19 protein-coding genes and 1 pseudogene are annotated in these 24,836 nt (G+C 35.8%); 2 read left to right on the plus strand and 18 right to left on the minus strand.

The features are described from left to right. Positions 1 to 2 precede the first annotated feature (2 nt). The 5 genes from uvrA to LF887_RS12355 all read right to left on the minus strand — a co-directional run bounded on the left by uvrA (position 3) and on the right by LF887_RS12355 (position 8,025). Positions 3 to 2,834, minus strand: a complete 2,832-nt coding sequence (uvrA, locus tag LF887_RS12335; RefSeq protein WP_236854503.1) for an excinuclease ABC subunit UvrA — start codon at positions 2,832 to 2,834, stop codon at positions 3 to 5. Positions 2,835 to 3,145: 311 nt separating this feature from the next. Next, the gene (locus LF887_RS12340) at positions 3,146 to 4,075 is read right to left on the minus strand and encodes a YiiG family protein (protein ID WP_236854504.1); all 930 of its coding nucleotides are present in this window, start codon (positions 4,073 to 4,075) and stop codon (positions 3,146 to 3,148) included. Positions 4,076 to 4,104: 29 nt separating this feature from the next. Then, positions 4,105 to 5,988, minus strand: a complete 1,884-nt coding sequence (locus LF887_RS12345; RefSeq protein ID WP_236854505.1) for a type VI secretion system baseplate subunit TssF — start codon at positions 5,986 to 5,988, stop codon at positions 4,105 to 4,107. 23 nt (positions 5,989 to 6,011) lie between these two features. Beyond that, a complete protein-coding gene (locus LF887_RS12350) occupies positions 6,012 to 6,452 on the minus strand; it encodes a GPW/gp25 family protein (RefSeq protein WP_236854506.1) in 441 nt (146 codons plus the stop codon). Between the two features lie 169 nt (positions 6,453 to 6,621). After that, the gene (locus LF887_RS12355) at positions 6,622 to 8,025 is read right to left on the minus strand and encodes an APC family permease (protein WP_236854507.1); all 1,404 of its coding nucleotides are present in this window, start codon (positions 8,023 to 8,025) and stop codon (positions 6,622 to 6,624) included. 141 nt (positions 8,026 to 8,166) lie between these two features. Here LF887_RS12355 and LF887_RS12360 point away from each other — a divergent pair, with 141 nt between their 5' ends. Then, positions 8,167 to 8,667: a DUF4920 domain-containing protein gene (locus tag LF887_RS12360; RefSeq protein ID WP_236854508.1), complete on the plus strand. Its 501-nt coding sequence runs from the start codon at positions 8,167 to 8,169 to the stop codon at positions 8,665 to 8,667. Between the two features lie 73 nt (positions 8,668 to 8,740). Here the strand turns inward: LF887_RS12360 and LF887_RS12365 are convergent, their stop codons facing one another. Both LF887_RS12365 and LF887_RS12370 read right to left on the minus strand, forming a co-directional pair. Continuing rightward, complete coding sequence (locus LF887_RS12365; RefSeq protein ID WP_236854509.1) at positions 8,741 to 9,142, minus strand: hypothetical protein; 402 nt, start codon at positions 9,140 to 9,142, stop codon at positions 8,741 to 8,743. A 56-nt stretch (positions 9,143 to 9,198) separates the two neighbouring features. After that, the gene (locus tag LF887_RS12370) at positions 9,199 to 10,308 is read right to left on the minus strand and encodes a M14 family zinc carboxypeptidase (RefSeq protein WP_236854510.1); all 1,110 of its coding nucleotides are present in this window, start codon (positions 10,306 to 10,308) and stop codon (positions 9,199 to 9,201) included. Between the two features lie 968 nt (positions 10,309 to 11,276). Between LF887_RS12370 and LF887_RS12375 the strand changes: the two genes are divergently transcribed. Continuing rightward, positions 11,277 to 11,810, plus strand: a complete 534-nt coding sequence (locus LF887_RS12375) for a helix-turn-helix domain-containing protein (protein WP_236854511.1) — start codon at positions 11,277 to 11,279, stop codon at positions 11,808 to 11,810. A gap of 58 nt (positions 11,811 to 11,868) precedes the next feature. Here LF887_RS12375 and LF887_RS12380 read toward each other — a convergent pair whose 3' ends face one another. The 11 genes and pseudogenes from LF887_RS12380 to LF887_RS12430 form a co-directional block, all read right to left on the minus strand. After that, on the minus strand, positions 11,869 to 12,888 hold the full coding sequence (locus LF887_RS12380; protein ID WP_236854512.1) for a T9SS type A sorting domain-containing protein: 1,020 nt from the start codon (positions 12,886 to 12,888) through the stop codon (positions 11,869 to 11,871). A gap of 229 nt (positions 12,889 to 13,117) precedes the next feature. Continuing rightward, on the minus strand, positions 13,118 to 14,284 hold the full coding sequence (locus LF887_RS12385) for a proline dehydrogenase family protein (protein ID WP_236854513.1): 1,167 nt from the start codon (positions 14,282 to 14,284) through the stop codon (positions 13,118 to 13,120). 63 nt (positions 14,285 to 14,347) lie between these two features. Beyond that, positions 14,348 to 15,277 (minus strand): UbiA family prenyltransferase, encoded by a 930-nt coding sequence (locus tag LF887_RS12390; RefSeq protein WP_236854514.1) that lies wholly within the window; start codon positions 15,275 to 15,277, stop codon positions 14,348 to 14,350. Between the two features lie 10 nt (positions 15,278 to 15,287). Continuing rightward, entirely contained in the window at positions 15,288 to 16,214 is a 927-nt protein-coding gene (locus LF887_RS12395) for a mevalonate kinase (RefSeq protein WP_236854515.1), read from the minus strand. A 161-nt stretch (positions 16,215 to 16,375) separates the two neighbouring features. Beyond that, the gene (locus LF887_RS12400; RefSeq protein WP_236854516.1) at positions 16,376 to 18,538 is read right to left on the minus strand and encodes a M12 family metallo-peptidase; all 2,163 of its coding nucleotides are present in this window, start codon (positions 18,536 to 18,538) and stop codon (positions 16,376 to 16,378) included. A gap of 179 nt (positions 18,539 to 18,717) precedes the next feature. After that, positions 18,718 to 20,208: an MFS transporter gene (locus tag LF887_RS12405; RefSeq protein ID WP_236854517.1), complete on the minus strand. Its 1,491-nt coding sequence runs from the start codon at positions 20,206 to 20,208 to the stop codon at positions 18,718 to 18,720. A 106-nt stretch (positions 20,209 to 20,314) separates the two neighbouring features. Next, positions 20,315 to 21,492: pseudogene (locus LF887_RS12410) on the minus strand (acetyl-CoA C-acyltransferase). 58 nt (positions 21,493 to 21,550) lie between these two features. After that, the gene (locus LF887_RS12415; RefSeq protein WP_236854518.1) at positions 21,551 to 21,967 is read right to left on the minus strand and encodes a hypothetical protein; all 417 of its coding nucleotides are present in this window, start codon (positions 21,965 to 21,967) and stop codon (positions 21,551 to 21,553) included. Beyond that, on the minus strand, positions 21,964 to 22,368 hold the full coding sequence (locus LF887_RS12420; RefSeq protein ID WP_236854519.1) for a hypothetical protein: 405 nt from the start codon (positions 22,366 to 22,368) through the stop codon (positions 21,964 to 21,966). The genes LF887_RS12415 and LF887_RS12420 overlap by 4 nt, the downstream gene beginning before the upstream one ends. Before the next feature lie 376 nt (positions 22,369 to 22,744). Continuing rightward, a complete protein-coding gene (locus tag LF887_RS12425; RefSeq protein WP_236854520.1) occupies positions 22,745 to 24,127 on the minus strand; it encodes a nucleoside permease in 1,383 nt (460 codons plus the stop codon). Positions 24,128 to 24,149: 22 nt separating this feature from the next. Next, entirely contained in the window at positions 24,150 to 24,749 is a 600-nt protein-coding gene (locus LF887_RS12430) for a bifunctional nuclease family protein (RefSeq protein ID WP_236854521.1), read from the minus strand. Positions 24,750 to 24,836 lie beyond the last annotated feature (87 nt).

The raw sequence follows: 24,836 nt of genomic DNA on the forward strand, positions 1-24,836 counted from the left end.
CTTTATTCCAGTTCCCTCTTCAAAAACTTTCCGGTTAAACTTTTCTTAGACTTTACAATTTCTTCGGGAGTTCCCTGTGCTACGATCTGCCCTCCATACTTTCCTCCTTCCGGTCCAACGTCAATAATATGGTCTGCAAGCTTAATGACATCCATATTGTGTTCAATGATAATGAATGAGTTTCCTAGTTCCACCAATTTATTAATGGCTTCCATCAGGATTTTCACATCTTCGAAATGAAGTCCAGTAGTTGGCTCATCAAGAATATAAAGGGTATTTCCGGTTTGTCTTTTTGCCAGTTCAGTTGCTAACTTGATACGCTGCGCTTCACCTCCCGAAAGGGTTGTGGACTGCTGTCCTAAGGTAATATATCCTAATCCTACATCCTGTAATGTTTTTACTTTTGCAAAAATCTTAGGGATGGGCTGGAAGAAATCAACGGCTTCATCAATCGTCATATCCAGAACATCAGAGATTGATTTTCCTTTATAACGAACCTCAAGGGTTTCTCTGTTGAAACGTTTCCCGTTGCAGGTCTCACAGTGAACATATACATCCGGAAGGAAGTTCATTTCAATCACTTTCAATCCTCCACCCTGACAGGTTTCACATCTTCCTCCTTTTACATTGAAAGAGAATCTTCCCGGCTTGTAACCACGGATTTTACTTTCCGGCAGTTCTGCAAAAAGGTTTCTGATGTCTGTAAACATCCCGGTGTATGTTGCCGGGTTGGAACGTGGCGTTCTACCGATCGGTGTCTGGTCAACATCTACAATTTTATCAATATTATCCAGACCTTCAATTTTTTTATAAGGTAAAGGTTCCTGAACTGCTCTATAGAAGTGTTTATTAAGGATCGGATATAAAGTTCCGTTGATCAGAGAAGATTTTCCACTTCCTGAAATTCCGGTTACCACCACCAGTTTTCCCAGCGGAACATCCAGCGTTACATTTTTAAGGTTATTTCCTGTAGCTCCTTTTAGTACTATATTTTTACCGCTTCCTACTCTTCTTTCTGCAGGAATTTCAATTTTTCTTTTCCCATTGATATACTGAGCAGTAATAGTATCTGCATTCAATAAATCTTTTGGTTTTCCCTGCCACAATATCTCTCCGCCAAATTTTCCGGCTCTCGGACCAATATCAAGCACCTCATCGGCTTCCAGAATCATGTCTTTATCATGTTCTACTACCAATACAGAGTTTCCGATGTCTCTAAGGTTTTTCAAAGAATGAATAAGCCTTTCGTTATCTCTCTGGTGAAGTCCGATACTCGGTTCATCAAGGATATACAATACATTGACCAGCTGAGATCCAATCTGAGTTGCCAGACGGATTCTTTGTGACTCTCCTCCTGAAAGGGTCTTGGAGCTTCTGCTCAAACTAAGATAATCTAAACCAACATCCAGCAGGAACTGAAGTCTGGTCTCTATTTCTTTCAAAATCTCGTGGGCAATGATTTTGTTTTTCTCAGAGAATTTATCTTTAACGTCAGCCAGCCAGTCTTTTAAATCTGCTAAGCTTAATCCATTTACCTCAGCAATATTCTTTCCGTCTATTTTAAAACTTAAGCTTGAAGGCTGAAGGCGGGTTCCTCCACATTCCGGGCAGGTTTCTTCTGTTGTAAAGTGTCTTTCCAGTAAAATTGCTTCATAAGATTCTCTTTCATCGATCATTTCTTCCATGAAAGCAATCAGACCATCAAAACTGATCTTTATTTTCTTAGTGATCCCTGCGTATTTCAGGTCTTTATTAAATTCTTTGTGACATCCGTTATAGATATAGTCCAGTGCTTCTTCCGGAATATCCTTCAATGGAGTTGTTAATCCCAGCCCGAAGATCTCCAGAATATTTTTTATCTGTGACAGAATCCATTTATTGGATTTAATATCTTCTAATGGTAGTAAACCACCCTGGTTAATTGATAGTTTTGGATTATCAACGAAATAGTCGGTATTGATTTTTTTGATCGTTCCCAGTCCTTTACAGTTCGGGCAGCTTCCTTTAGGTGAATTGAACGAGAATGTATTGGGTTCAGGTAACGCCAAAGAGTGTCCTGTTTCTGCATCCATCAGGTTTTTGGAGAAGTATTCAATAGCAGTACTTCCCAGTTTCTGAATTCCAATAATCCCTTCACCCATTTCCATTGCTGTACGCAATGATTTTTCCATTCTGCTCTCAGACGCATTTTCCCCGATAATCCAACGATCGATTACAATATCAATATCGTGGGTTTTATAACGGTCAAGTTTCAGGTCATATTCAATATCCTGTAATTCGCCATCAATTCTTGCCTGTCCATAGCCTTTTTTAGCCATCTGTACAAAAAGTTCATGGTAATGTCCCTTTCTAGATCGTACTACAGGTGCCATCAGCATGATTTTTTCTCCTTTGTAGTTTTCTTTGATCGTCTCCAGAATCTGATCTTCAGTATAGCTTACCAGCTTCTGTCCTGTAGTTAAGGAGTAAGCATCAGAAACTCTAGCATATAACAGACGCAGATAATCATACAATTCTGTAACGGTACCTACAGTGGAACGGGGATTTTTATTGGTTGTTTTCTGCTCAATGGCAATAACGGGAGAAAGTCCCTCAATTTTATCTACATCAGGACGCTCCAAACCACCTAAAAACTGACGTGCATAAGCAGAGAAGGTTTCTATATACCGACGCTGGCCTTCTGCAAAAATAGTATCAAAAGCCAGTGAAGATTTTCCACTTCCTGAAAGACCGGTGATAACAACCAATTCATTGCGTGGAATTTTAACATTAATATTTTTCAGATTGTGTTCACGTGCTCCGTAAACTTCTATATATTCAGTTGATTTGCTCATAATTTGGAGGGATTTTGCCTGAAAATCACAACGTGCAAAATTACGGAATTTTATGGAATTTTTTTTATTATAAGGGATAGAAAATTATTATAATCAGACTTTCCTTTTACCAGATACTAATAAGAACGTCTTGATATTCATTTCTATTGAATTTCTTTTTTGTATGAAGAATTAATGACCTACAAATTATTAAGTTTAGTCTTCAGCCTACTCCTAATAAATCTCTTTTAAAAATTGATTACAAAAAATGCCGTATTTCTACGGCATCCTTATCTTATAAACCAATTCTTGGTTTTCTTTAAAAATAAAAGTTATTTTACAAAAGTGTTGTATGCACTAAGCACTGATTCATATGAAGAATCAATCTGCTGGAGATCAATATCCGGGATTTTACCTGCTTCTTTTGAATCTCTTATTAATTTTCTGTATTTATCTAAAAAGCCTGAAGCTGTTTTATTAAAAGTTTCAAACTGAGACTTTTTATAAGAATACTGCTGATCTTTAACATTAAAATTCATTTTTGAATTGGCTTCGACCAGTTTTGCAAATTCATCATATTTTTTCTGGGCCTCTGCTTCATTAAACTTTCCTGTATATTGTCTGCCTAAAAGATCAACTACAGAATCCAGTGAATTCATTACATTTTTGGAAGACATAATATATTCTTTCATCGGATGATCCTTTAAAATAACCTCTTCAGCCACATCAGTAGCAGGCTTGATCCTGGCCATTACATTTTCACCTGAAGTATACAAAGCGTCAGCATCGGCTTCAATTTCTTTTTTGATTGCTTCTGCCTTAGCTCCTTTATCATCTTTATAATCTTCAGAATTCATATATGACTTAAGCTCTTCTATTTTTTTCTCTATATTTTCTTTTTTAGCCTTATAGATATTAAAATCAGCTTCAATGGCAGCCTTATCTTTCCCAAAACCTGACGGAACTTCTTTAATTCTGGAGAGAGTATAATCCATTGTTGTGGTCATTAGAGGTAATACCATAAACTTCGCGTCTTTGGATTTGGCTACTACATCATCCGCATATTTTAAGAATCTTTCCAAGCTTTTAGTTGTGTTTTTATAAGAATCCACAAAGTTATTATTAAAGTCAATAATTGCATTGGCATCTGATTCTCCTCCTAGATTTAAAATGGTATTACCCATTTTATCAGCTCCTTTTTTGCAACTTACAACACTAGTTGTCAAAGATATAGCCATAGCCAATATCATAATCTTTTTCATATTTTATTCATTTAAGTTTTGGTGTTCAATTATGCATCCTGAAATTCAATATCTTCATTGCTTATTCTTACAATATACTCAATCCCATCTATCGCTTTGGCAATAATCTGGTTTCTGAGGATATTGGACATATTTTCCCAGTATGCTCTTCCATAGAAAGAATAATTCTGTGGGACGATCTCCACCTCAACGGTTCTTACAAAACCTTCTTTGGGTCTGTTACTGATCATAGTTCCTCTTCTTACTCTTACTTCTCTCAGCTCGTCTTTCAGAATCATCCGACAGTAATTTTTGACATCTTCAAGGGAAATGATCTTATCTCTTGTTGTCAAAGCATATTTATAGGCCTGTATACTGTCTGTACCTTTTTGTTCTTCGGCTCCTCCTAATGTTTCTGTAAGCAGTATAACGGTCTGTGATTTCAACTGATTGGAGAGTTCTGTTCCGGGGCGCATATGATTGGCCAGGGTACAATGGGTTACCCAAAAAGCAGCATAGGTGTGATCTGTTTTTTCTACAGGTTCCATGATCACATAGTTCAGTTCCTGTCTGATATTTCTTTTGGCATTATTTACTTTTTGCACCATAGATTTCATCTTGTCAGACATTTCGCTAAGAACTCCTTTTACATTATCTCTGTTTAAAAGGGAAAATGCGGCAATCTCATCTCTGGTAAGCTCCAGAACATTAGCAATCATATCTACAGCATTTCTATTGGTGAATCGCTCCATCCCTCCTTTCCTTACTGTATACAATCCTTTTTTAAGATCATCTGCCGGCGTGAATGGAATTTCACTATACTTTCTTCCATCACCGTCCTGAACTTCATCTACGTAAAGAAAATGCTCGCCTTCGTCTGTGACCAAAGGAATATTATTCCCCATAATATCCAGACTGTATTCTGTTTTCTTCCAACCTCTGTTGTAGATTGGGAAAGCATTCAGAACGAAAGAGAAGTTATCCAGTATTTCGGCGGAAAACTGAGGCGGAAACTCAAAAGTAAGCCACAGGTATTGTTTATTTTCTAAATATTTTACAATTTCTTCTTTATCTGTAAGGAAATCCAGGTTCTGCGGCAGTTGTCCGGGCTCAGAAAAAAGACTGTTAGAAATTCCTGTAATCTCAATGAATTTATGGCGATAGATGCTTTTAATATCTTCAATGACCTTATTTCTGATAGACTGTTCTTTAAACATCTGCTCATAGCCGTCTGCAGGGCTTTCTGTAAGGTAGCTAAGCCCTTCTCTTACAAATAAAGGGTTTCCGTTGCTGGAAACATTAATATAAGGCAGCAGCTTATATACAAAATCAAGATGCTCAAAAGCAGGATTGGAACAAAATATACTCAAATATTTAGGAAATTTTTCGCTTACATATTTGCTCACATCTACTCCAATTGTAATTTTTCTGTAATCTTCAGGTCTTCCCTGAAATCTTGCAATAGGAATTTTGTTGAATCTGTCATCAATGCTATAGCACGTATTTCCTACAAACATGATAGAAGTGTGCACTTTGTTAATTCTTACATTCCCTACCGGAGTAAAAGGAATATTAAGTTGTTTATCCGATTCTGATTTTACAGTAGAAGTCATCTGCTTACGAAAGAAAAATTCCGTATGCTCCAATAAAATTTCGGAAGACTCATAAGGCTGCGTAAAAGCAACAGAATGGGCTGGTATAGGATGGGTATATATAGACGGAGTAAGGAGTTTTGCCAGTTTCTCCAGAATCCTGGCATTCACCGTTTGTATTTCGTTATTCGCTTTAAAAACTTCCGTGCTGAATGCGTCTATCAATAATTTTACAAAAGGGTCTAAAGACTGCGGGCTTTTCAGTCCCCATACTTTAGTTGCATTCTGAAGCATTCTGGCTTTTACAGATTCTTTGGAATAAATATTCTGATCTAAATTCATATTTTTTCTGTGTGTTAAAAATATTAATCAATAGACATAGGACTCAGGAACAATTCTGTTGAAAAGCTGAAGCGTTCTCCTGTTTCCTCCATCTTTGCATTGATGGCAATTCTTACTTTCTTTTTGATTTCGGTGTGTTCTTTGGTATCGTAGCTGTGTTCTACAAATTGGATGTGAGCATCTATGTGCGGACTGACGATTCGGGGCTCATATTCCTGAATCTGTCTTTTAAGGCTTTTTACAAAAACATTTTCCCAGATAGCACTTGTCACTCCATTATCGAATTCCAGGTTCCAAACATCGTTTCCATAGTTTTCATCATACCTGTTCTCTCCCTTTTTGGTGGTGATCAGCAGCATAATATTGTGAGCAATACTCTCTCCCATATCGCAGGTATCGATACTTCCGCCCTCGGTCATTAAAGTAGACGGCACGAAAGGCATTCTGTAATTTGGTGTATCCATAATGTATTAATTTTTCTTCATGGTCCCGTTTACTTAAAAACGAGATACCAAAATACACATTTTCACTAAATAATTATCAAAATACATTGAAATATTATTCAAAACAAAGGCTCTCAAACCAAATTGAAAGCCCTTATGATGATTATCTATTCTTACATAGTTTAGCTGTCTACTTTTTCCGGTTAATAAGATAGTATACGGGAAGGCCCAGTAAAACTAATACAAACCCCGGCCATGTATATTGCTGCTTATAAATTAAAAGTAAGATACAGAAACACGTTCCGATGACCAGATAAATGATAGGTGTCACTGGGTAAAGCCATGTTTTATAAGGTCTCTCCAGATTAGGTTGTTTCATTCTTAAATACATAACGCCAAAAACTGTAATCATATAAAAAAGGACGATAACAAAGGATATCATATCCAGCAGATTTCCGTATTGTCCACTGAGGCATAAGATAGAAGCCCAGACCCCCTGCATCCATAAAGCATTTTGCGGCACTTCATTTTTGTTATTTTTTAATGCTGACTTAAAAAACATTCCATCTCTGGCCATGGTCTGAAAAACTCTAGCTCCTGCTAAAATCAGTCCGTTATTACATCCAAATGTAGACACCATAACCAATAATGCTATGATAATTGTCCCTGCACTTCCGAAAATGTTCTGTGATGCGGCAACGGCAACCCTGTCATTGATGGCAAAAGCAATTCCGTTTCTATCCAGTGCGTTAAGGTATACAAAATTCACTGCTATGTAAAGAGTCATTACGGCAGAAGTACCGTATATCATTGATTTCACTACATTTCTCTTTGGGTTGTCAATTTCCCCTGAAACAAAAGTTACACTTTCCCAGGCTACGGAACTGAAAACAGAACCTACCATGGCAGCTGCAATGCCTCCCAACAAGGTCATTCCGCTGATAGACTGCCATCCTTCTTTAAGAAAGTTACCACTTATATCTTTTTTAAGGTTACTAAAGGAATCCGTTCCCAGACTAAAATTTTCAGACATATGTGAAAAATCAACCATTATAAAGCCCAGTGCTATAAGACCTAATAATGCTATGATTTTGGAGGCTGTAAATATATTCTGAAGGATTTTTCCACTCTGTACTCCTCTCGTATTAATATAGGTAAGGAGAAGAATTACAGCAATAGCCAGAATCTGGATCCAGGTAATTTTAAATTCACCACTTTGGAATATAGGTGCGGCATCGTTAAGTGATGGAATAATATAGGCGGTAAACTTTCCAAAAGCCATTGCCACTGCGGCAATAGTACCCGTTTGTATTACGGTAAACAGTCCCCAGCCATAAAGGAAACCCATTCTTTTGCCAAAGATCTCTTTCAGGTATGTATATTGGCCGCCGGCTTTCGGAAACAGAGCAGAAAGTTCCCCATAGCTTATGGCTGCGGCTACCGTCATCACCCCTGTAATTACCCATACGGCAATCAGCCAGAATCCGGATCCCAGATTCCTCATCATGTCAGCACTTACAATAAAGATCCCACTTCCGATCATAGACCCCATTACAAGCATAATGGCATCCCATAGTTTCAGTTTTTTTTGCATAGTCAAGTATAGGGCTCAAATATAAACAAATCTGCTTTTCATTTTGAATTTTATTGAAATTTCCTTAAAACACCTGTTTTTTATCATTTATTATTCGGTTATGATTCGATTTTAATTAGTATTTTTGACAAAATATTAAAAATGAAATTTAAGACTATATTATTTGTCGCTGCTGTAAGTGTTTCTTCTTTAGCATTTGCACAGGAAAGCGGACCACCTGCAGGAAAAGCTTTGGTAGGTGATACCTATGGGGGTGAGGTAGCTTCCTCTATTGAAGCTAAAGCTGTGACCGTAGATAAACTGAACAAACAGCTTAAAAAAGATAACAAAAAGGTTGAAAATATAGCCGTTAAAGGAAAAGTAACTGATGTCTGCGATAAAAAAGGCTGCTGGCTTACTATTCAGACGGAAGACAATTCAAAGTTCTTCGTAAAGATGAAAGATTACGCTTTCTTTGTACCTACGGCCTTAAAAGGGAAAAATGTGGTGCTGGAAGGAAATGCCGAAAGAAAAGTAATATCTGTTAATGAGCAGAAGCACTATGCTGAAGATGCAAAAAAGCCTCAGTCTGAAATTGACGCGATTACACAGCCAAAAGAGGAAATCAGGTTTGTAGCTAACGGAATTAAGGTTATCAACTAATCTATTTCAAACAATAAAAAAAGCGTTCTCAAATATATTTTGAGAACGCTTTTTTATATAGATGATTATTATCCTATTTACTTTGTTTCTTTTCTTTCTCCAGCATAACCGGATAGACAGGCAGAAAATCATATGAAGGATAAAATTCTGTTTTGAATCCACCCCACGCTCCACTTTCAAATACCTGATTAACTTCTCTCGTATACTCAGGTTTGAATCGTAAAGTAATAATCTGGCCTATCCCCATTACTACGTTCCACGATACAATTCGGGTGTGGCTTTTATCCAGTTTCTGATAAAACTTTTGTTTCATTACCCTCGCCTGAATAGAATCTACAGGGTTTTCCTGTATATGGCGCATTATTACAGTTACCATTACGCTGTCATTCGGCTTATAGGGTATTGATGATTGGTTTTGTGCCTTTAAAGACAGTCCCGTGATCGTCAAGATTAACAATGTCAGTAAATTTTGCATAGTATATTTAACCTTTTGATTCAATGTCTAAAAATGTATTGGGTACTTTGAATTTTTTAATCTTCTATTTTAAATTCCGCGACTGCATCCAGTTTAGGATATTTAGTAGCAGATATAAATTTCTTCCCGGTACATTCTATTTCCAGCCAGCCCTTTTTTCCCTTCACATCTCCCACTTCCATTACAAAAGGAATAAAGGAAATTTCATCTTTACCTGCTTCTTTCATCTCTCTGTACTGAACCGCAATGTCTAAGATACATTCATGTTCCGTATTCAGTTTTACATTTCTGTAAACGATATCATAATGGGTATCCTTATTTTCAGGGATATCAAGATAAGTCTCCCATCCTGTAATATCCGAGTTGAATTCACTGATTGCTTTCAGCGCATAATAAAGAGCTATAGTATAATATTTTCTGGTCCCTTTTCTTGTATAATCGTTAACGAAGTGTCCGCCTTCAAATAATATAGTAGGCATTCCTGCCCTGATAAAGTTATCACCTGTAGACGTAGGATAAAATTCATCAGAATATCTCCCGACCTGATTGGGGATCATTTCTTTTAAATGATTATAAACACTTCCGATTACTGCCATACACTTTTTCCTGTTTTCAGTAACTGTACGTTCTACATTTTCTGAGGGAGCCAAAAAAGAAAGTGTAGCAGGGTGGATACCATCTGTTGTAAAAATGGTTCTCTGCTCATGGAGATTTAATGCGTAGTCATACTTCTTTGAAGCGGCAGCATTTTTCAGGAATTTAATCTCTTTACTGGCCTCGTTATGAAAATCTCTGTTCAGATCAATATCGGCAGCATTCAGTCTGGTCCATCTTTCAGATCCATCAGGATTCAGCATGAAAATAAAGTCTAACTGTATTCTAGAGAAGAGCTCTTCTTTAATCTCCGGAGCTTTATCCAAAGTTTTTAATAGATCGAGCATCGCATGGGTTGCGTTCGATTCATTTCCATGCATTTGCGACCAGGCTAACACCTTAATGTTTCCGGTTCCTATACTTAACTGATAGATGGGCTTCTCTAAATAAGATGTTCCTATTTGCTGAATATAATCGCTGAGATTGTTCTGTAGGTAAGAAAATAATTTTTCAGGAGAAATATAACGATTTGAGAAATCGGGGTTTTGAGAATAGATCTGTTCAAAATTCATTGTTGGAATAATTTACAAGAATCAAATTTAACCATTTTTGGGCAAAAAAGTAAATTAACATCTGTAAATAATAGCAAAATTCATGAATTTACAAATCCAAACCGTTTTAAAAATATTTTACAAGAGTTAAATTTACCCGTTTGAAAATTTCAAAACAGGATTAACATATGTAACTACACTAAACATCCTCATCCGTCAATTTGTCTGTTGGTAAAATTGTGGATTGCGAATAATTTAATTACATATATTTATGTATCACTATTTCAGCAAGTTATGGCATTTATATAAATCGTATTTATAACTATACTTGAAGTGTAAAAAAGCAGGTTTTAAGCACTTTATGAGTTATTTATTTAAACATTTAAAATGTGGAAAACCTAGATGTTTACTTGTTTATACAAATGTAAATCATAGAAAATGTTTAAAATTTCACTTTTAATTCTTTAATCTATCCTTTTCCAGGAAATTTTACATCTTCATAAAATTAGTCGTTTAAGAAAGATCATAATGAACCTAAAACAACCCCTTCATTGAGGTTTAAAAGGGCATTTACATCAGTAATTTACCTTTGTAATACTTTAAAAGCGGTATTTAATAGACAATAAAGGCTTATTAAATCGATTTTTTAACCTGATACCAGGTTTCTGTTAATTAATAATGTAAACAAACATAAAGAGGTTGTTTTATACACTTAATATGCTCTTAAAGAGGTATAGTTTACATTTTTAAACAGTATTTTAACCAAAAAAAGACCCGAACTTAAAGAAATATAATTGAATAAATAAGGTCTGTAGCTGATTAAGGTATTGAAAAGATACAAATGTAACTGAATGGTAATTTATTGGTTTAAAATACTTTACTTTTAGTTTACATTTGTACATCAATGAGTATTTAAATTATTTACATTTGTATTTTGCATTTGTAAATTTTATTATTTACATTTGTAATATAATTAATGACTTATTTTTATGAGTTTAAACGATAGAATTTCAAAAGTTATAGAGTATTCCAATCTTACTCCTTCAGAATTTGCAGATGAAATTGATGTGCAGCGTTCATCTATTTCGCATATTACTTCGGGTAGAAATAAACCTTCTCTGGAATTTATCATAAAAATAAAATCCCGTTTTCCTGAACTTCTATGGGATTGGCTAGTTACCGGAGAAGGGGAAATGCTGAAATCTGAACTTCCCAACACAGAAATCAGAGTTGAACATGCAGAAGAGGAAATCGTAAAAACGACTCCTCTCCCCGACTTGTTTACGATGATGAATGATGATGACGAATTCGGAAGCGAAACTGAAATTGAAGCTCCAAAATCAAGCCCCGGAGAATCGTTTTTACCGCCCCAGGATAAAGCTCCGGAAAAAATATCCAATTCTCAGCGATTAGAAAATTCAAGCGATCAGATATTGGGGCAAATACTTGGAAATCAGACTGATAAAATAAAACGTATCGTTCTGTTCTATGAAAACGGAAAATTCGAAAGTTTTGAGCCATAAAAAACCTGACCAGAGAAAATTGGTCAGGTAAAAAAATATTTGAAGAAGAAAACTAAAGTTATTGCTTGATAAGTTTTGTAATTTTCGCAGGTCCGCTCTCATTCTTTATTTTAAGAATATAATTACCTTTTGGCAGATCCGAGACGTTATAGCTTTCAGCAGCATTTAATGTTTTTATAAGTCTGCCGGAAAGATCCATAATTTCTACAGTAGTTATTTTCATTTTTTCCGGATTGTTAATCCTGAAATGATCAGTTACCGGATTAGGATATACCCGTACTCTATTATCATACTGAATAATCTCTTTGGTTCCCAGTGTAGGAGATGTAAAAGTAACCACAAAAGGCATATCTAAAGGGAAATCCGGAGCAGTTGTAGGATTTCCGTCATCTATAATAGAAACCCATGTTCCCGCAATCGCATTAAACTGCTTAGCATTAAAACCCGGAAGCCCTCGTGAATCTACAACCGTAACCGGTGGTAAAAAGCCTCCCGTAGCCGTCACAACATTCTGCAGTTGATATTTTACCCAATATGTTCCTGCAGTTAAGGTAACCGGTGTATTGGCTGTCACTTTCCATATTTTTCTGTTAGTGGCTGGTGTTGTAGCAAGGGGTACAGTCGTATTTCCAATCCTGTAGATGTTGGCATCAGTTCCTGCACTGAATCTATTGGTTGTATCATCACCAAACACACTTACCGCCCCCGCAACAGAGGGGTCGGAGCTGTATATATTAACTCTTACTGTATTAAACGGAGAAGTAGTCCCTGTATAGCTTGTCTGATAGCCAAAGAAATCAATCGTACTGATCTGCCATGAACTACCCACGGGAATCGTAAAGTCATCAGCAAGGAAAAGACTTGAAGCGGCAGAGATAAAAGTCCCGCCTAACCCAAGACTGGTATTAGATTCTGTAGTATTTCCTGCATTATTCTGTAATTCAGACCAAGTATATCCTGCTGGTGCAGTAACATTGCTTTTCGTGTTTACTCCAGTGCTTAAACCTCCATTACTATAAGTTTGAGAGAAGTAAAAGTTAGCTGCCAGTAAAGCAGCAACAAGTAGATTTTTTTTCATTGTTTTAGTTTTTATGATTTAATCAAATGTAAAAAATAAAAATGAAATCTACAAAGAAAGCTTAATTATATTATACAATATTTTAAAATAAATAAAATTCATTAACAATCATAAATTGATTATTAAGTTAAATATCTTCTATATTGGTCATCAGCAGTATGTTTTATTCAATTAATTCTAATAAAAAAAGCCCGCAAAATTTGCGGGCTTTTGATCTATTTTTATCCTATTATTTTTTTCTTCTTTGAAGCTCTTTACTGATAAGGCCAAGTTCTCTTCCGGTTTGTCCTGCAACAGAAGTATTTTCCCTTGCTCTTCTTGTAAGATAAGGAACAACATCTTTCACTGGTCCATATGGAAGGTATTTCGCAGCGTTATATCCTTTATCGGACAGGTAGAATGTAATATTATCACTCATTCCGTAAAGCTGTCCAAAATAAACGTGTGGATTATCATTTTCCAGAGATTTGGCCTTCATTTTATCCATAATCAATTCTGAAGAAATTTCATTATGAGTCCCGAAGAATGCTGATACTTTGTCCAGATGATTCATCACAAAATCGATTCCGGAGTTATAGTTCTTATCTGAAGCTTCTTTATTTGGCTGTATCGGATCCTCGTACCCTTTCTCTGCTGCTCTGGCCCTCTCTTTCTCCATATAGGCACCACGAACGATCTTATACCCAATGAAGTAGTTCTTTTCTCTTGCTCTCTGAAGATTTGCTTCCATATATTCAAGTCTTTTGGTTCTATACATCTGGATGGTATTCCAAACGATAGGCTTCTCCTGATTATATTTTTCCATCATCTCTTCGCAAAGATGGTCTGCTGCATCCTGCATCCAGGTTTCTTCAGCATCTACCATTACTTTTTTATCATTCTCGTGGCAAAGTCTGCATACCTCATCAAATCTTCTTACCACTCTTTCCCATTCTTCTTTCTGGCTTGTAGTAAGCTCTGCCCCTTTTCCAACGGCTTCATAAAGATCAATCCTTCCGAAAGCGGTAGGTTTAAAAACGATAAAAGGAATCGCCGGATTTCCTACAGAAAATCTTACAATATCTTTAATCTCTCTGCATACTGCATCAAAGGTTTCTTCATCTTCCTTTCCTTCAATAGAGTAATCAAAAATACTTCCAACTCCCCTTTTAAAAAGCTGTTTTACCACTTTCATGCTTTCTTCACGGGTTTCACCTCCGCAAAACTGCTCAAATAAAGTGTTTTTTACAATTCCTGTAACGAAAGGAAAATTATTGTGTACCGTGAAATTAAGAACAGATGTTCCAAGGCTTGTAAGAGCGGGTTGTTCAATCATTTTAAACATCCAGTAAGCCTTTCTCAATTGTGCATCAGACTTGTCTGCAAATGCGACTTTAGTATCATTAAAAATGGGCATTCCTATTTATTAAATTTAATTATGCAAATGTAATAATAACCTCAGTTTATTTAAAGATTTTTTTTACAATTTATGCTCTATTCCGTTTAAAAGCATGGCAATAATTCCTACAAAAACCCAGAACCGTAATACATTCAGAATAAGAAAGTTACTCCTTCTGGTTGAATTTAAAAAAAGATAGATACAGAAAATCATGACTAGCAGCCCTCCGGAAAAGTAATATGCCATAAATCCGGAAATTCCGGTTTTGGTAATAATTTTCATAGAAACGGCCATCATAATAAGCAATAGGGAGATCAAAATAATTTTTGTATTTCTGCCTTTAAAATAATTGGGAATGGTAATATATCCAAATGTTTTATCAACGGTTTTTGTAAGGGTATCTTTTACAATATCAATACATAAAAGGATCAGAAACAGGAAGACCGCCATCAAAAATACCTTCTTTGAAAAAGTTTCATAATAGACCATCATTCCAAAAAATGGATATAACGTAAGGCTTACAAAGGTAAAGTTGTTTAAGATCAGTATCCGGCTCAGTTTGTGGCTGTACAACCACATAAAAAACTGATAGACTACAAAAAAAATAAAAACGTTGTGGGAGATCATCCATGCTACACCTAAAGAAATAGCACTCAATCCCAAATAGGCATATAAGAAATATTTTTGTTTGATGAAACTCTGGATTCGGGTTCGGAAAGGTTTTACGATGTGGTCTTTTTCCAAATCATAAAACTGATTGATAATGCCTCCTGCCAGAATGGTAAGAACGGTACAGAAAATAATACCGTGTACTTTAAAATCAAATACAAAATTACCGAAAGATTCATCCTGATTAAACAGGAAAAAAGTAGAAACATACAGGGCAAATGTCAACAAGGCTGCTACAAAAAAGCGTGCTCCGAGCAGAAAGCCCACGAATTGTGAAAATCTGTAAAATAGAGATTTTGAGATGAAATTTTTAGATTGGAAAGGTTCTTTTTCAGAATTCATTCCAATCTTTTTAAAATCTGTAAATCACTTCTTTTTGGAAGCCGTCAAGCATTTTTTCAGCTTTTTCGTAGTCTTTGGTAAATCCTAAAATATAACCACCACCTCCGCTTCCGCAAAGTTTCAGATAATAGGCATTGGAATCCAGCCCTTTTTTCCAGATATTAAAGATACTTTCAGGAATCATTGGACGGAAATGCTCATACGCCCAGTGAGAAAGTTTTTTTAAGTTTCTGAAGAATGGATTCATATCTTTTTTAAGAAAAGACTCTATACAGGCATTGTTGTACCGGATAAACTCTTCTTTCAGCGTCTTACGGAATCCTTCTGTTTTCATTTTTTCAAAGAAAATCTGAATCATAGGTCCGGTTTCTCCAGTCATTCCAGAGTCTATCAGGAAAATAGCTCCTTTCCCTTCTTCTCCATCCGGAATATCTACCCTGTCCAGGTTTTCTTTATTTTCAATAAGAATCGGAAGGTTCATATAGCAGATCAAAGGATCCATTCCTGAACTTTTGCCATGGAAATAGCTTTCCATTTCACCGAAAACAGCTTTTAACTTTTTAAGATTGTCTTTTGAAATGTTATCAGGATTTAGCTTACTTATTGAATATTTTTCAAAGATAGCAGCTACTAAAGCTCCTGAACTTCCCACTCCATATCCTTGCGGGATATTGGAATCAAAGAAAAGTCCGTTTGAAATATCATTTTTCAGGCACTCAATATCCAACTTAAAATCGTCAGATAGATCAAGCGTTGTAAGAAAGTCTGAGTATTTCTGCAGATGTCTGTTGGAATTAAGCTCAAATTCAGAATTTAAATCTGAAAATTTCAAAGTCCCTTTATAGAAGCTGTAAGGTACTACAAGCCCCTGGGAATCTTCAATCATTCCATATTCTCCAAACAGAATTATTTTTGCATAAAATAATGGGTTGGTCATTTTGACAATAAATCTTTTTGCAAAGTTAAAATTATTCCCCTGAATATAAGCAAAACTTAGGCCGAAATATCGGTTATTTATACTTTATATGCTTTATTTATACTTTAAAAATAATAAAAAAGCCTGAGAATCTCAGGCTTTTTATCAATTTATTTTAGAAATTATTGCTTTATCAGCTTCTTGCTGATTGTCTGCTTTTCAGTTTCAATGCTTATTACATAATTTCCTGTCTGCACAGAGGAAAGGTTAACTTCATACTGAGTTCCTTTTAATGAAGAATCTGAAAGGATCAATCTTCCGGCTTCATCATATATTTTATACCCTTTTAATCTTTCTTGGGAAGAAATTGTAATCTTATTTTTAGCAGGATTAGGATAGATATTTATTGAACTGTTTTTTATACTGCTCTCTTCCACTGCCAGAACACTGCATAAGAAATTCACATTCCAGCCATTTCCGGTAACGCCTCCATCTGAAACAAATCGTACCGTTATCGCTCCTGAAGGATCTGTAGATGTAAACGGACCCGGAACCGTAGTCCCTGTCAGGTTATTTCCATTCGCAAATAATGGTGAAGCGGTAGAAGGACCATTATATATGTACATGAAATCATAACCCTGTTCAAGATCGAATGCTGTAAAATTCATTGTCATCGCAGAACCTGACGCAGGATAAAATGTTTTTATAATTTCTTCATTATCCCCATACTGACCTGCAGCACCTCCTGTATCTGTAAACTGAACGCCATCACACCATGCTGCATCTGTTAAAAAGAGCTTTGATACAAGGAATGCATTAGGCCCGCTGCAATCAGTACCTACATTAAGTTTGTAGTAAGTAGCCGGCTGAAGATTAGTAAAATTAAAAGAAGGTGTACCTGCACTTCCTGTAGATACTGTTGTTCCGTTAGTGGTAGTGAGTTTGTACTTCCATGATGCTGAAGTGGCATCGGTGAAAGTTGCATTTGCGGAGGTCTGTGTGATGTTTGCAATATTAAAATTCGTAATCGAGGAAGAGCATGAGGTTGTGCAATTGGTACCAAGACACCCTTTTGAATCGATGGTATTTCTGATCAGTGTTCCTGGCTGCACACCAAATCCATTGGCAAAATTAATACCTACACTGCTTACCAGGTGGCAATAGCTCATAATAGTACCTCCGCCTACAGCAGGAAGAGCAGCTGTACATCCTTCATTGTTTCCTGACGCAGGCCCGCATCCATCAATAGCGGTATTATTTCCATTCCAGAAACAAGCATGGGTATGAGGTGAACCTAGATTATGCCCTAGTTCATGGGTCATAGCTTCTATATTCCATGAGTAAGTGGGTACATTCTGATAGGTGAAGTTGACCCCGCAATAAGAATATCTGAAATTAGTACATAAAGAATTAACAAAAGCAATACTTGTGGTAGCAGGATTTCTTAACAATTGGGCAAGATCTCCATTAAATATTGTTCTGGTATTTTTAAATTGGTTAAGAATTGCACTTGGCGATCCTGTATAAGGATCAGTAGTTGTCCAAACATAAACTCCGCTTAAAGCTACATTAACATTCTCGTTTGCGTACAATGTTGAAATATTATTATGCATAGCAGTAACCCAGTCAGTAGTAGTGGTCGTATTGCTTCCATTTTGGGTATAAGGTCCAAAACCTGCTTCGTAATAAATCCTTACACAATTATCCGTTTTTTTATTACCTGCATTTTTAGGATTAAAGGGTGCTCTTTGAACCTGATTTTCTTTCAATCCGTCAACATTACATACAAATGGGTTGGCACCTGTTAGTTTAGAATCTGAATAGCTTACAAAATCTTGCGAATTTTTAGCTTTTCCTACCACAACATTTCCCAGTTCCGGTGTGGAAGCCACTCCCATTATATCATTATTGAAAAAGCTGAAAGCAACAATAGAAGCATTATCCCCTTTTACAATTCCCTGATAATAGACACCTGGTGTATATTCTACTATTTTACCCTGATCTGTAACTACTTTGAAATCGTTGGTTAAGATCTGATGTTTATACATTTCAACAGTGATCTTCTTTCCGCCTTCAAAGGGAAAAGTGATTTCAAGAAAGTCAGGTTTTTCTTTGATTAATCTTTTCAGTTCAGCAGATTTCAGAGACAACACTGTGATATCAGTTGCAGCACGTCTGTATTCCGCTAATTTATCAGCATCTGTATTTACCTCAAATAAATCATAGCTTTTAAACTCTGCTTTTTCATTATGATATTCTGATACTTTTTGGGCAACTGGTTTTAAATTTTGAGAAAAACCAAAAGCAAAACATTGCAAGAAGCAAATTAATAGGAATTTTTTCATTATTTTGATAATTTTATCGCTTTGACAAATTAACAAAAAAAATCAAAATATAGTGAAAAATAAATGCTATTTCCTATTATTTAGTTTATGCTCATTAGTATATTAAATAAAATCAACAATTAGATGTTTTTTATTCATACAAAAATAAAAAAGACGTTAAAAATAACGTCTTTCAATTTTTATAAAGTTTCTCTTTCTTTTCTCATCTTGACTTTCAGGAATCTGATAAGGATCAGCCCTGCCCCAAAAAATAGGGTCATTGACAATGCTGCAATACGCATATTATTAAAGTGCTCAATTAATGTAGCAAAAATAAATGTTCCTATGATTATCGCAATCTTCTCCAATACATCATAAAAGCTAAAGTAAGTTGTATTTTCCATTGAATCTTCAGGAAGAAGTTTTGAATAAGTAGATCTGGACATTGCCTGAAGACCACCCATTACGAGCCCCACAACTGCGGCTACTCCATAAAACTGATATTCTACATTAGGATTTTCTTTGTTCAGGAAATAAGCCCATAAACATGCTACAATCCATAGTATAATTGCAATAGATATTACGTTTTTGTTTCCGATTCTTTTTGATAATCTGGAGAATATCACAGCTCCAATAATCGCCTCAATCTGAATAACCAGTAATGTTCCTATCAGTTTATCTTGCGCAAGATTAATTTCACTTTTACCAAATAAGGTTGCCATCAGAAAAATCGTCTGCATCCCGACACTGTAGAAGAAGAAACTCGATAGAAAGAACTTCAGGTTTCTGTCTTTAAAAAGAACTCCTCCTACTTTGAACAGTTCGTGAAAACTTTCTTTAGCTATATCTACATAGAAGCTCATATTATCTTTCAGCACTTCGAAAAAGCCTCCCTGTTCTTCATGTTTTTTAAAGATATTTTTATAATTCAGCAATACAAGATCTTTTGGAAGCTTCTCTTTTACATTTCCAAATTGTGGAAGATGTTTAAATGTATATTGAGAGAATCCAAACCACCATGCTCCTGTCAGTAAGAAACTGATTCTGGTAAATAACAATTGCTGAGCGGCTCCTTTCGCAAAGACCTGAATCATAATTAAACAGATTACGACCAAGACAACAGAGCCGATATACCCGTATACATATCCTTTTGCAGAGAGCGCATCCTGCCTGTCCTGTGTAGCGATATCCGGCAGGAATGAGTTGTAGAATACCAAACTTCCCCAAAAGCCGACACTGGCCGTAATACTGAAGAGAAGCCCCAGAAATACATTATGCATTCCCGTAAACATTGCCAGTCCCATACATGAAGTAGCTCCCAGATAACAGAAGAACTGCAGAAATGATTTTTTGTTTCCAATAGTATCTGCCAAAGAAGATAAAAATGGAGAAAGCAATACCACAATAAAGAATGATATTGTTAGCGAATACCCATAGACCGCATCGGGCTGATATTCGTTTCCAAAAATTTTGATCATATGCCTTACCGGAACATCAATCCATGTTTTTGTTTCCGCTATATATTCTTTCTTCTCATAAGCAGTAGTAAGAATGGAATAATAAATTGGGAAAATAGTAGAGGTAATAACCAGGGAATAAACGGAGTTTGCCCAGTCATATACAGCCCAGGCTTTCATAATCTTCGGATTATTCTTTATGTTTTTAGGCTGTCGATTCTCAGTTTCAGACATTTCAAATAAATATTAGTAGCACAAAAATAGAAAAACCATTAAGAAATGGATAAGATTTTAAAAAAATTATCAATTCCTTAATGGTAATTCATTATGAAACAAGACGTTATATATTCTCAATAACAATTGCAGAAGCTCCACCACCACCGTTACAGATCGCAGCAGCGCCATATTTTGCATTGTTTTGTTTCAATACATTGATCAATGTAACGATGATTCTTGAACCTGAACTTCCCAGCGGATGTCCTAATGCCACAGCACCACCGTTTACGTTTACTTTTGCAGCATCCAATCCTAAGATTTGATTATTTGCCAATCCTACTACAGAGAAAGCTTCATTAAACTCAAAGAAATCGATATCTGAAACTTCCAGACCTGCTTTTTTAAGAGCAATAGGTAATGCTTTAGCCGGAGCTGTAGTAAAGTTTTCAGGCTCCTGAGCAGCATCAGCATAAGAAACGATCTTAGCCAGAGGCTTAAGGCCCAATTCTTCCATTTTTTCTTTAGAAACAAGGATCAATGCAGATGCACCGTCATTTAAAGTAGATGCATTAGCTGCAGTTACTGTTCCTTCTTCTTTTTGAACACTGTAGGAAGCGTTCTGATTCTGTCAAAATTAACCGCTTTGTACTCTTCATCTTCAGCGAAAACCACTGGCTCTCCTTTTCTCTGAGGAATAGAAACCGGTACAACTTCTTCTTTGAATTTTCCTTCGCCCCAAGCGTTTGCTGATCTTGTGTAAGATTCTATTGCAAAGTTATCCTGATCTTCTCTCGTAATGTTATAATCAACTGCACATTTCTCTGCACATACGCCCATATGCACTTTATTGTATACGTCAGTAAGGCCATCTAGCACCATACCGTCCTGCATTTTGATATCGCCTAATTTTGTAGCAACTCTTGCATTATAATAATGAGGAACTAAAGACATATTTTCCATACCTCCTGCAACAATTACTTCAGCATCACCTGCTTTAATAGCCTGTGCAGCCATTGTTACAGCCTTCATTCCTGAAGCACATACTTTATTGACTGTAGTAGAAGGTGTATTGATTGAAAGACCTGCTCCTAAAGCTACCTGGCGAGCCGGTGCCTGACCTTCTCCTGCCTGTAGAACATTTCCCATATAAATCTCCTGAACAGCAGCAGGATCAAGACCAATTTTATCTAATGCTCCTTTTACTGCTGCAGCTCCCAATTTTGTAGCCGGAACCGTTGATAAGCTTCCCATAAAACTTCCTATAGGCGTTCTTACTGCGGAAACGATGAATACTTCTTTCATGTATATAATTTTTATTTTTAGATAAAATGAAACTATTGCTTCATTTTTATAATTAAATTTATTTTGTTTTTATGTAAACGACATCAAATTGATTTTCTTCAATTTTAATATTCACTTTCAAAAGATTATCCTGAGTCGCTACTATTTTATTATTGAAAACAGCTCCTATCTGTGTGGGGTCATTTTTGTCAGACTTCTCCAAAACAATTGCTTTATAGTTGCAGTCATCTACAAAAACTAATGTTGACTTTATAAAATCCTTTCCATTGTTATAATATTCAGTCTGAACATTATCTTTGATGGTCATGTGCCATATCTCTTCCGGATAATTGGCACGTAGAAATTTACCTTCTTTTATATTTGAACATTTAGCAGGATTATCCGGCTTTTTTGTTTCTATGGTCTGAGCCTTAGTCTTAGCGGCTGTCATCAGTACGGTTCCAGCTAAAAGTAGCTTTAATAATTTCATGTTCATATCTGTGTCCTTTTATTTACTTTTTTGTTACCTCCGGCAAAAACCATTAAAAAGGCTCCTAAAAATTCTACGATCCAGCCCCATTTTAGTTTAACTACTCCGGCGAATGCTTCTCTCCATGATTTGAAAGGTAAAAAGCTGAAGTATTGTAAAGACTGCATTTTCACAGCTACTAAAGTGAATGCAAATAAGAGAATAAGCAAAACACCAAAAAACCTTACCAATTTTGGGTTGTTATTTACAATTCCAAAAACAGCACATGCTGCAAAAAGCCAGCATGCAATGGCCAGATAATAGTCAAGTTTCCAATAGTTCCAATTTCCTATAATAGGAACATGTACTAATGGTAAAAAACTGCCGACAATCACTAACAGTAATCCTAATAACTGTATATTTTTCATATTTACTAAAGTGCCAAAATACAAAAAAAAACACACTTTTAAAGACTGTGTTTTAAAAATAGGTTTTCCATTCACAAACGTTCGTTAGTCATAAAAAAAAGCAAATAATTTTAGCTATTAAGTAAAGAAATGATTTTTTTTTTACCGAATTAAAAATAAACATTTGTGATTCCTATGCTTATCTGAAGTCCATATTTTTCTTTAGCAAAGCACTAACATTGAAAACAGGGGTAATTATTTTAAATAAACAGGTTAAAACCATAATAACTGACCTCACATTCTCTTATATTATCTTGCGCAAAAGTTAGCTTAAAACAAAAAAATTGCATTTTTGAAAAAAATGCAATTTAATATTTTAAATAATCGTTCATTAAAATTAATGTTTCACTGATGAAACGTCTTCCGGATTATGTTTGTGCTTGAATAATATTGCAAAGAATATCGCAAGTACTAAAGCGTATATTGCAAAAGAAAGCCATATCTGCTGCCAGTCTTTTACCATAACAACAGAAGAAAGAGTTCCGTCTGAATTGATCGCTGCGTTGAAACTATTTTTTAGAATTTCAAGGAAAGTAGGATTATCAGGTGTTGTTTCCAGATAAGCAGATAAATCTGAAGCTGTTGTAAACTTATGCGTGAAAAACTTATCAATAGCCCATCCTGCAATAGAACTTCCAAAAAGAGCCCCAAATCCATTCGTCATCATCATAAACAGCCCCTGTGCTGAAGAACGCATCTTCTTATCTGTAGTGGTTTCTACGAAAAGAGAACCTGAAATATTGAAGAAATCAAATGCCATTCCGTATACGATACAGGAAAGAATAATCAGTGAAAGCCCGAACCCATCCGGTACACCATAAGCAAAGAATCCAAATCTTAAAACCCACGCCAGCATAGACATCAGCATTACTTTTTTGATTCCGAATTTCTTCAGGAAGAAAGGAATTGCCAAAATAAATAATGTTTCTGAAACCTGAGAAATTGACATAATGATAGTAGATCTTTGAACTACAAATGAGTCCGCATATTTTGGAAAATGAGCAAACTCACTTAAAAAAACATCTCCATATGCATTCGTCAGCTGAAGTGCAGCTCCCAAAAGCATAGAAAACATAAAGAACAATGCCGTTTTATAGTTTCCAAAAAGCTTAAGTGCATCTAAGCCCAGCTGCTCGGATAACGGAGCTTCTTTATTGATCAGTTTTTGTGGCGGACATTTTGGTAATGTAAGAGCGTATATTCCTAGAAATATAGCGACTACTCCACCAATATAAAACTGTCCTTCCGTGGCTTTATTTCCAGTAAGGTTGGTGATCCACATGGCAACAATAAAACCAATGGTTCCCCATACACGAATGGGTGGGAAATCCTTCACTACATCCATATTATTATTTTTAAGGATAGTGTAGGAAATTGAATTGGCCAGTGCAATAGTTGGCATATAAAAGCACATCGCAACAAGCATTACCGAAAAGAATGAATTCGGATCTGTAGAGTGCGGCAATATAAAAAGCATAGCCCCATAAAGGATGTGTAATACTGAGAACATACGCTCCGCGTTTATCCAACGGTCTGCAATAATTCCAGTAATGGTAGGCATAAAAATGGAAGCAATTCCCATTGTTCCGAAAACAGCTCCAAACTGAGTTCCATCCCAATGTTTTGTGCCAAACCAGAAGTTAGCCATCGTAATCAGCCATGCTCCCCAAACAAAAAACTGGAGAAAACTGAGGATGGTCAGTCGTAATTTTAAATTCATAGTTTATATAAAAAGTATCTCTTTAATCAATGTTCTTTTTCCTCCTCTTGATTTCTTCCTGAATTTCAAGGGCGGTATCATAATCTTCTTCTTTAACGGCGTCATCCAGCAACTTCTGAAGTTCTTCCATAGAAAGAGATTTTAAGTTATCTTCTGCCTGTACGGTTTCCGAGAAAGGCTGATCTTCTTTTGAAACATCTTCCAGTTCCAACAGGATACCGGCTTCGTTCAGAACCTGCTGTGTAGTAAAGATAGGTGCATCAAATCTTACAGCCATCGCAACGGCATCTGAAGTTCTTGCATCAAGGATTAATTCTTCTTCTGTCACCTTATTTTTAAAGTTGATATTTGAAAAGAATACTCCGTCTACAATCTGATAAATAATGACAGATACCAATTCGTAATTGGCAGAAACTATAAATTTTGTGAATAAGTCATGGGTAAGAGGACGCGGTGGATGAATATCTTTCTCCAGTCCAAGAGAAATAGACTGAGCTTCGAAATTTCCTATAACAACAGGTAATTTTATGTGTGTTTCTTCATGCTCCAATAATAGTGCGTACGCCCCTGATTGAGTCTGGCTGTACGATATTCCGCGAATAATTAGCTGCTTATAATCCATAGCTACAAATATAGATTAATTTTTTATTGTGATTTTACTTTTTTACACAAAAATAAAAGCCCGGAAAGCCGAGCTTTTAGTACATTA

The organism is Chryseobacterium sp. MEBOG06, assembly GCF_021869765.1.
Classification (GTDB): Bacteria; Bacteroidota; Bacteroidia; order Flavobacteriales; family Weeksellaceae; genus Chryseobacterium.

Excerpts from the sequence above, each read along its gene's own strand:
- LF887_RS12415 (WP_236854518.1), bottom strand. The coding sequence starts at position 21,967 with ATGAACATGAAATTATTAAAGCTACTTTTAGCTGGAACCGTACTGATG.
- LF887_RS12360 (WP_236854508.1), top strand. The coding sequence starts at position 8,167 with ATGAAATTTAAGACTATATTATTTGTCGCTGCTGTAAGTGTTTCTTCT.
- LF887_RS12390 (WP_236854514.1), bottom strand. The coding sequence starts at position 15,277 with ATGAATTCTGAAAAAGAACCTTTCCAATCTAAAAATTTCATCTCAAAA.
- LF887_RS12380 (WP_236854512.1), bottom strand. The coding sequence starts at position 12,888 with ATGAAAAAAAATCTACTTGTTGCTGCTTTACTGGCAGCTAACTTTTAC.
- LF887_RS12375 (WP_236854511.1), top strand. The coding sequence starts at position 11,277 with ATGAGTTTAAACGATAGAATTTCAAAAGTTATAGAGTATTCCAATCTT.
- LF887_RS12400 (WP_236854516.1), bottom strand. The coding sequence starts at position 18,538 with ATGAAAAAATTCCTATTAATTTGCTTCTTGCAATGTTTTGCTTTTGGT.
- LF887_RS12405 (WP_236854517.1), bottom strand. The coding sequence starts at position 20,208 with ATGTCTGAAACTGAGAATCGACAGCCTAAAAACATAAAGAATAATCCG.
- LF887_RS12340 (WP_236854504.1), bottom strand. The coding sequence starts at position 4,075 with ATGAAAAAGATTATGATATTGGCTATGGCTATATCTTTGACAACTAGT.
- LF887_RS12395 (WP_236854515.1), bottom strand. The coding sequence starts at position 16,214 with ATGACCAACCCATTATTTTATGCAAAAATAATTCTGTTTGGAGAATAT.
- LF887_RS12365 (WP_236854509.1), bottom strand. The coding sequence starts at position 9,142 with ATGCAAAATTTACTGACATTGTTAATCTTGACGATCACGGGACTGTCT.
- LF887_RS12345 (WP_236854505.1), bottom strand. The coding sequence starts at position 5,988 with ATGAATTTAGATCAGAATATTTATTCCAAAGAATCTGTAAAAGCCAGA.
- LF887_RS12355 (WP_236854507.1), bottom strand. The coding sequence starts at position 8,025 with ATGCAAAAAAAACTGAAACTATGGGATGCCATTATGCTTGTAATGGGG.
- LF887_RS12385 (WP_236854513.1), bottom strand. The coding sequence starts at position 14,284 with ATGCCCATTTTTAATGATACTAAAGTCGCATTTGCAGACAAGTCTGAT.
- LF887_RS12430 (WP_236854521.1), bottom strand. The coding sequence starts at position 24,749 with ATGGATTATAAGCAGCTAATTATTCGCGGAATATCGTACAGCCAGACT.
- LF887_RS12370 (WP_236854510.1), bottom strand. The coding sequence starts at position 10,308 with ATGAATTTTGAACAGATCTATTCTCAAAACCCCGATTTCTCAAATCGT.
- uvrA (WP_236854503.1), bottom strand. The coding sequence starts at position 2,834 with ATGAGCAAATCAACTGAATATATAGAAGTTTACGGAGCACGTGAACAC.
- LF887_RS12425 (WP_236854520.1), bottom strand. The coding sequence starts at position 24,127 with ATGAATTTAAAATTACGACTGACCATCCTCAGTTTTCTCCAGTTTTTT.
- LF887_RS12420 (WP_236854519.1), bottom strand. The coding sequence starts at position 22,368 with ATGAAAAATATACAGTTATTAGGATTACTGTTAGTGATTGTCGGCAGT.
- LF887_RS12350 (WP_236854506.1), bottom strand. The coding sequence starts at position 6,452 with ATGGATACACCAAATTACAGAATGCCTTTCGTGCCGTCTACTTTAATG.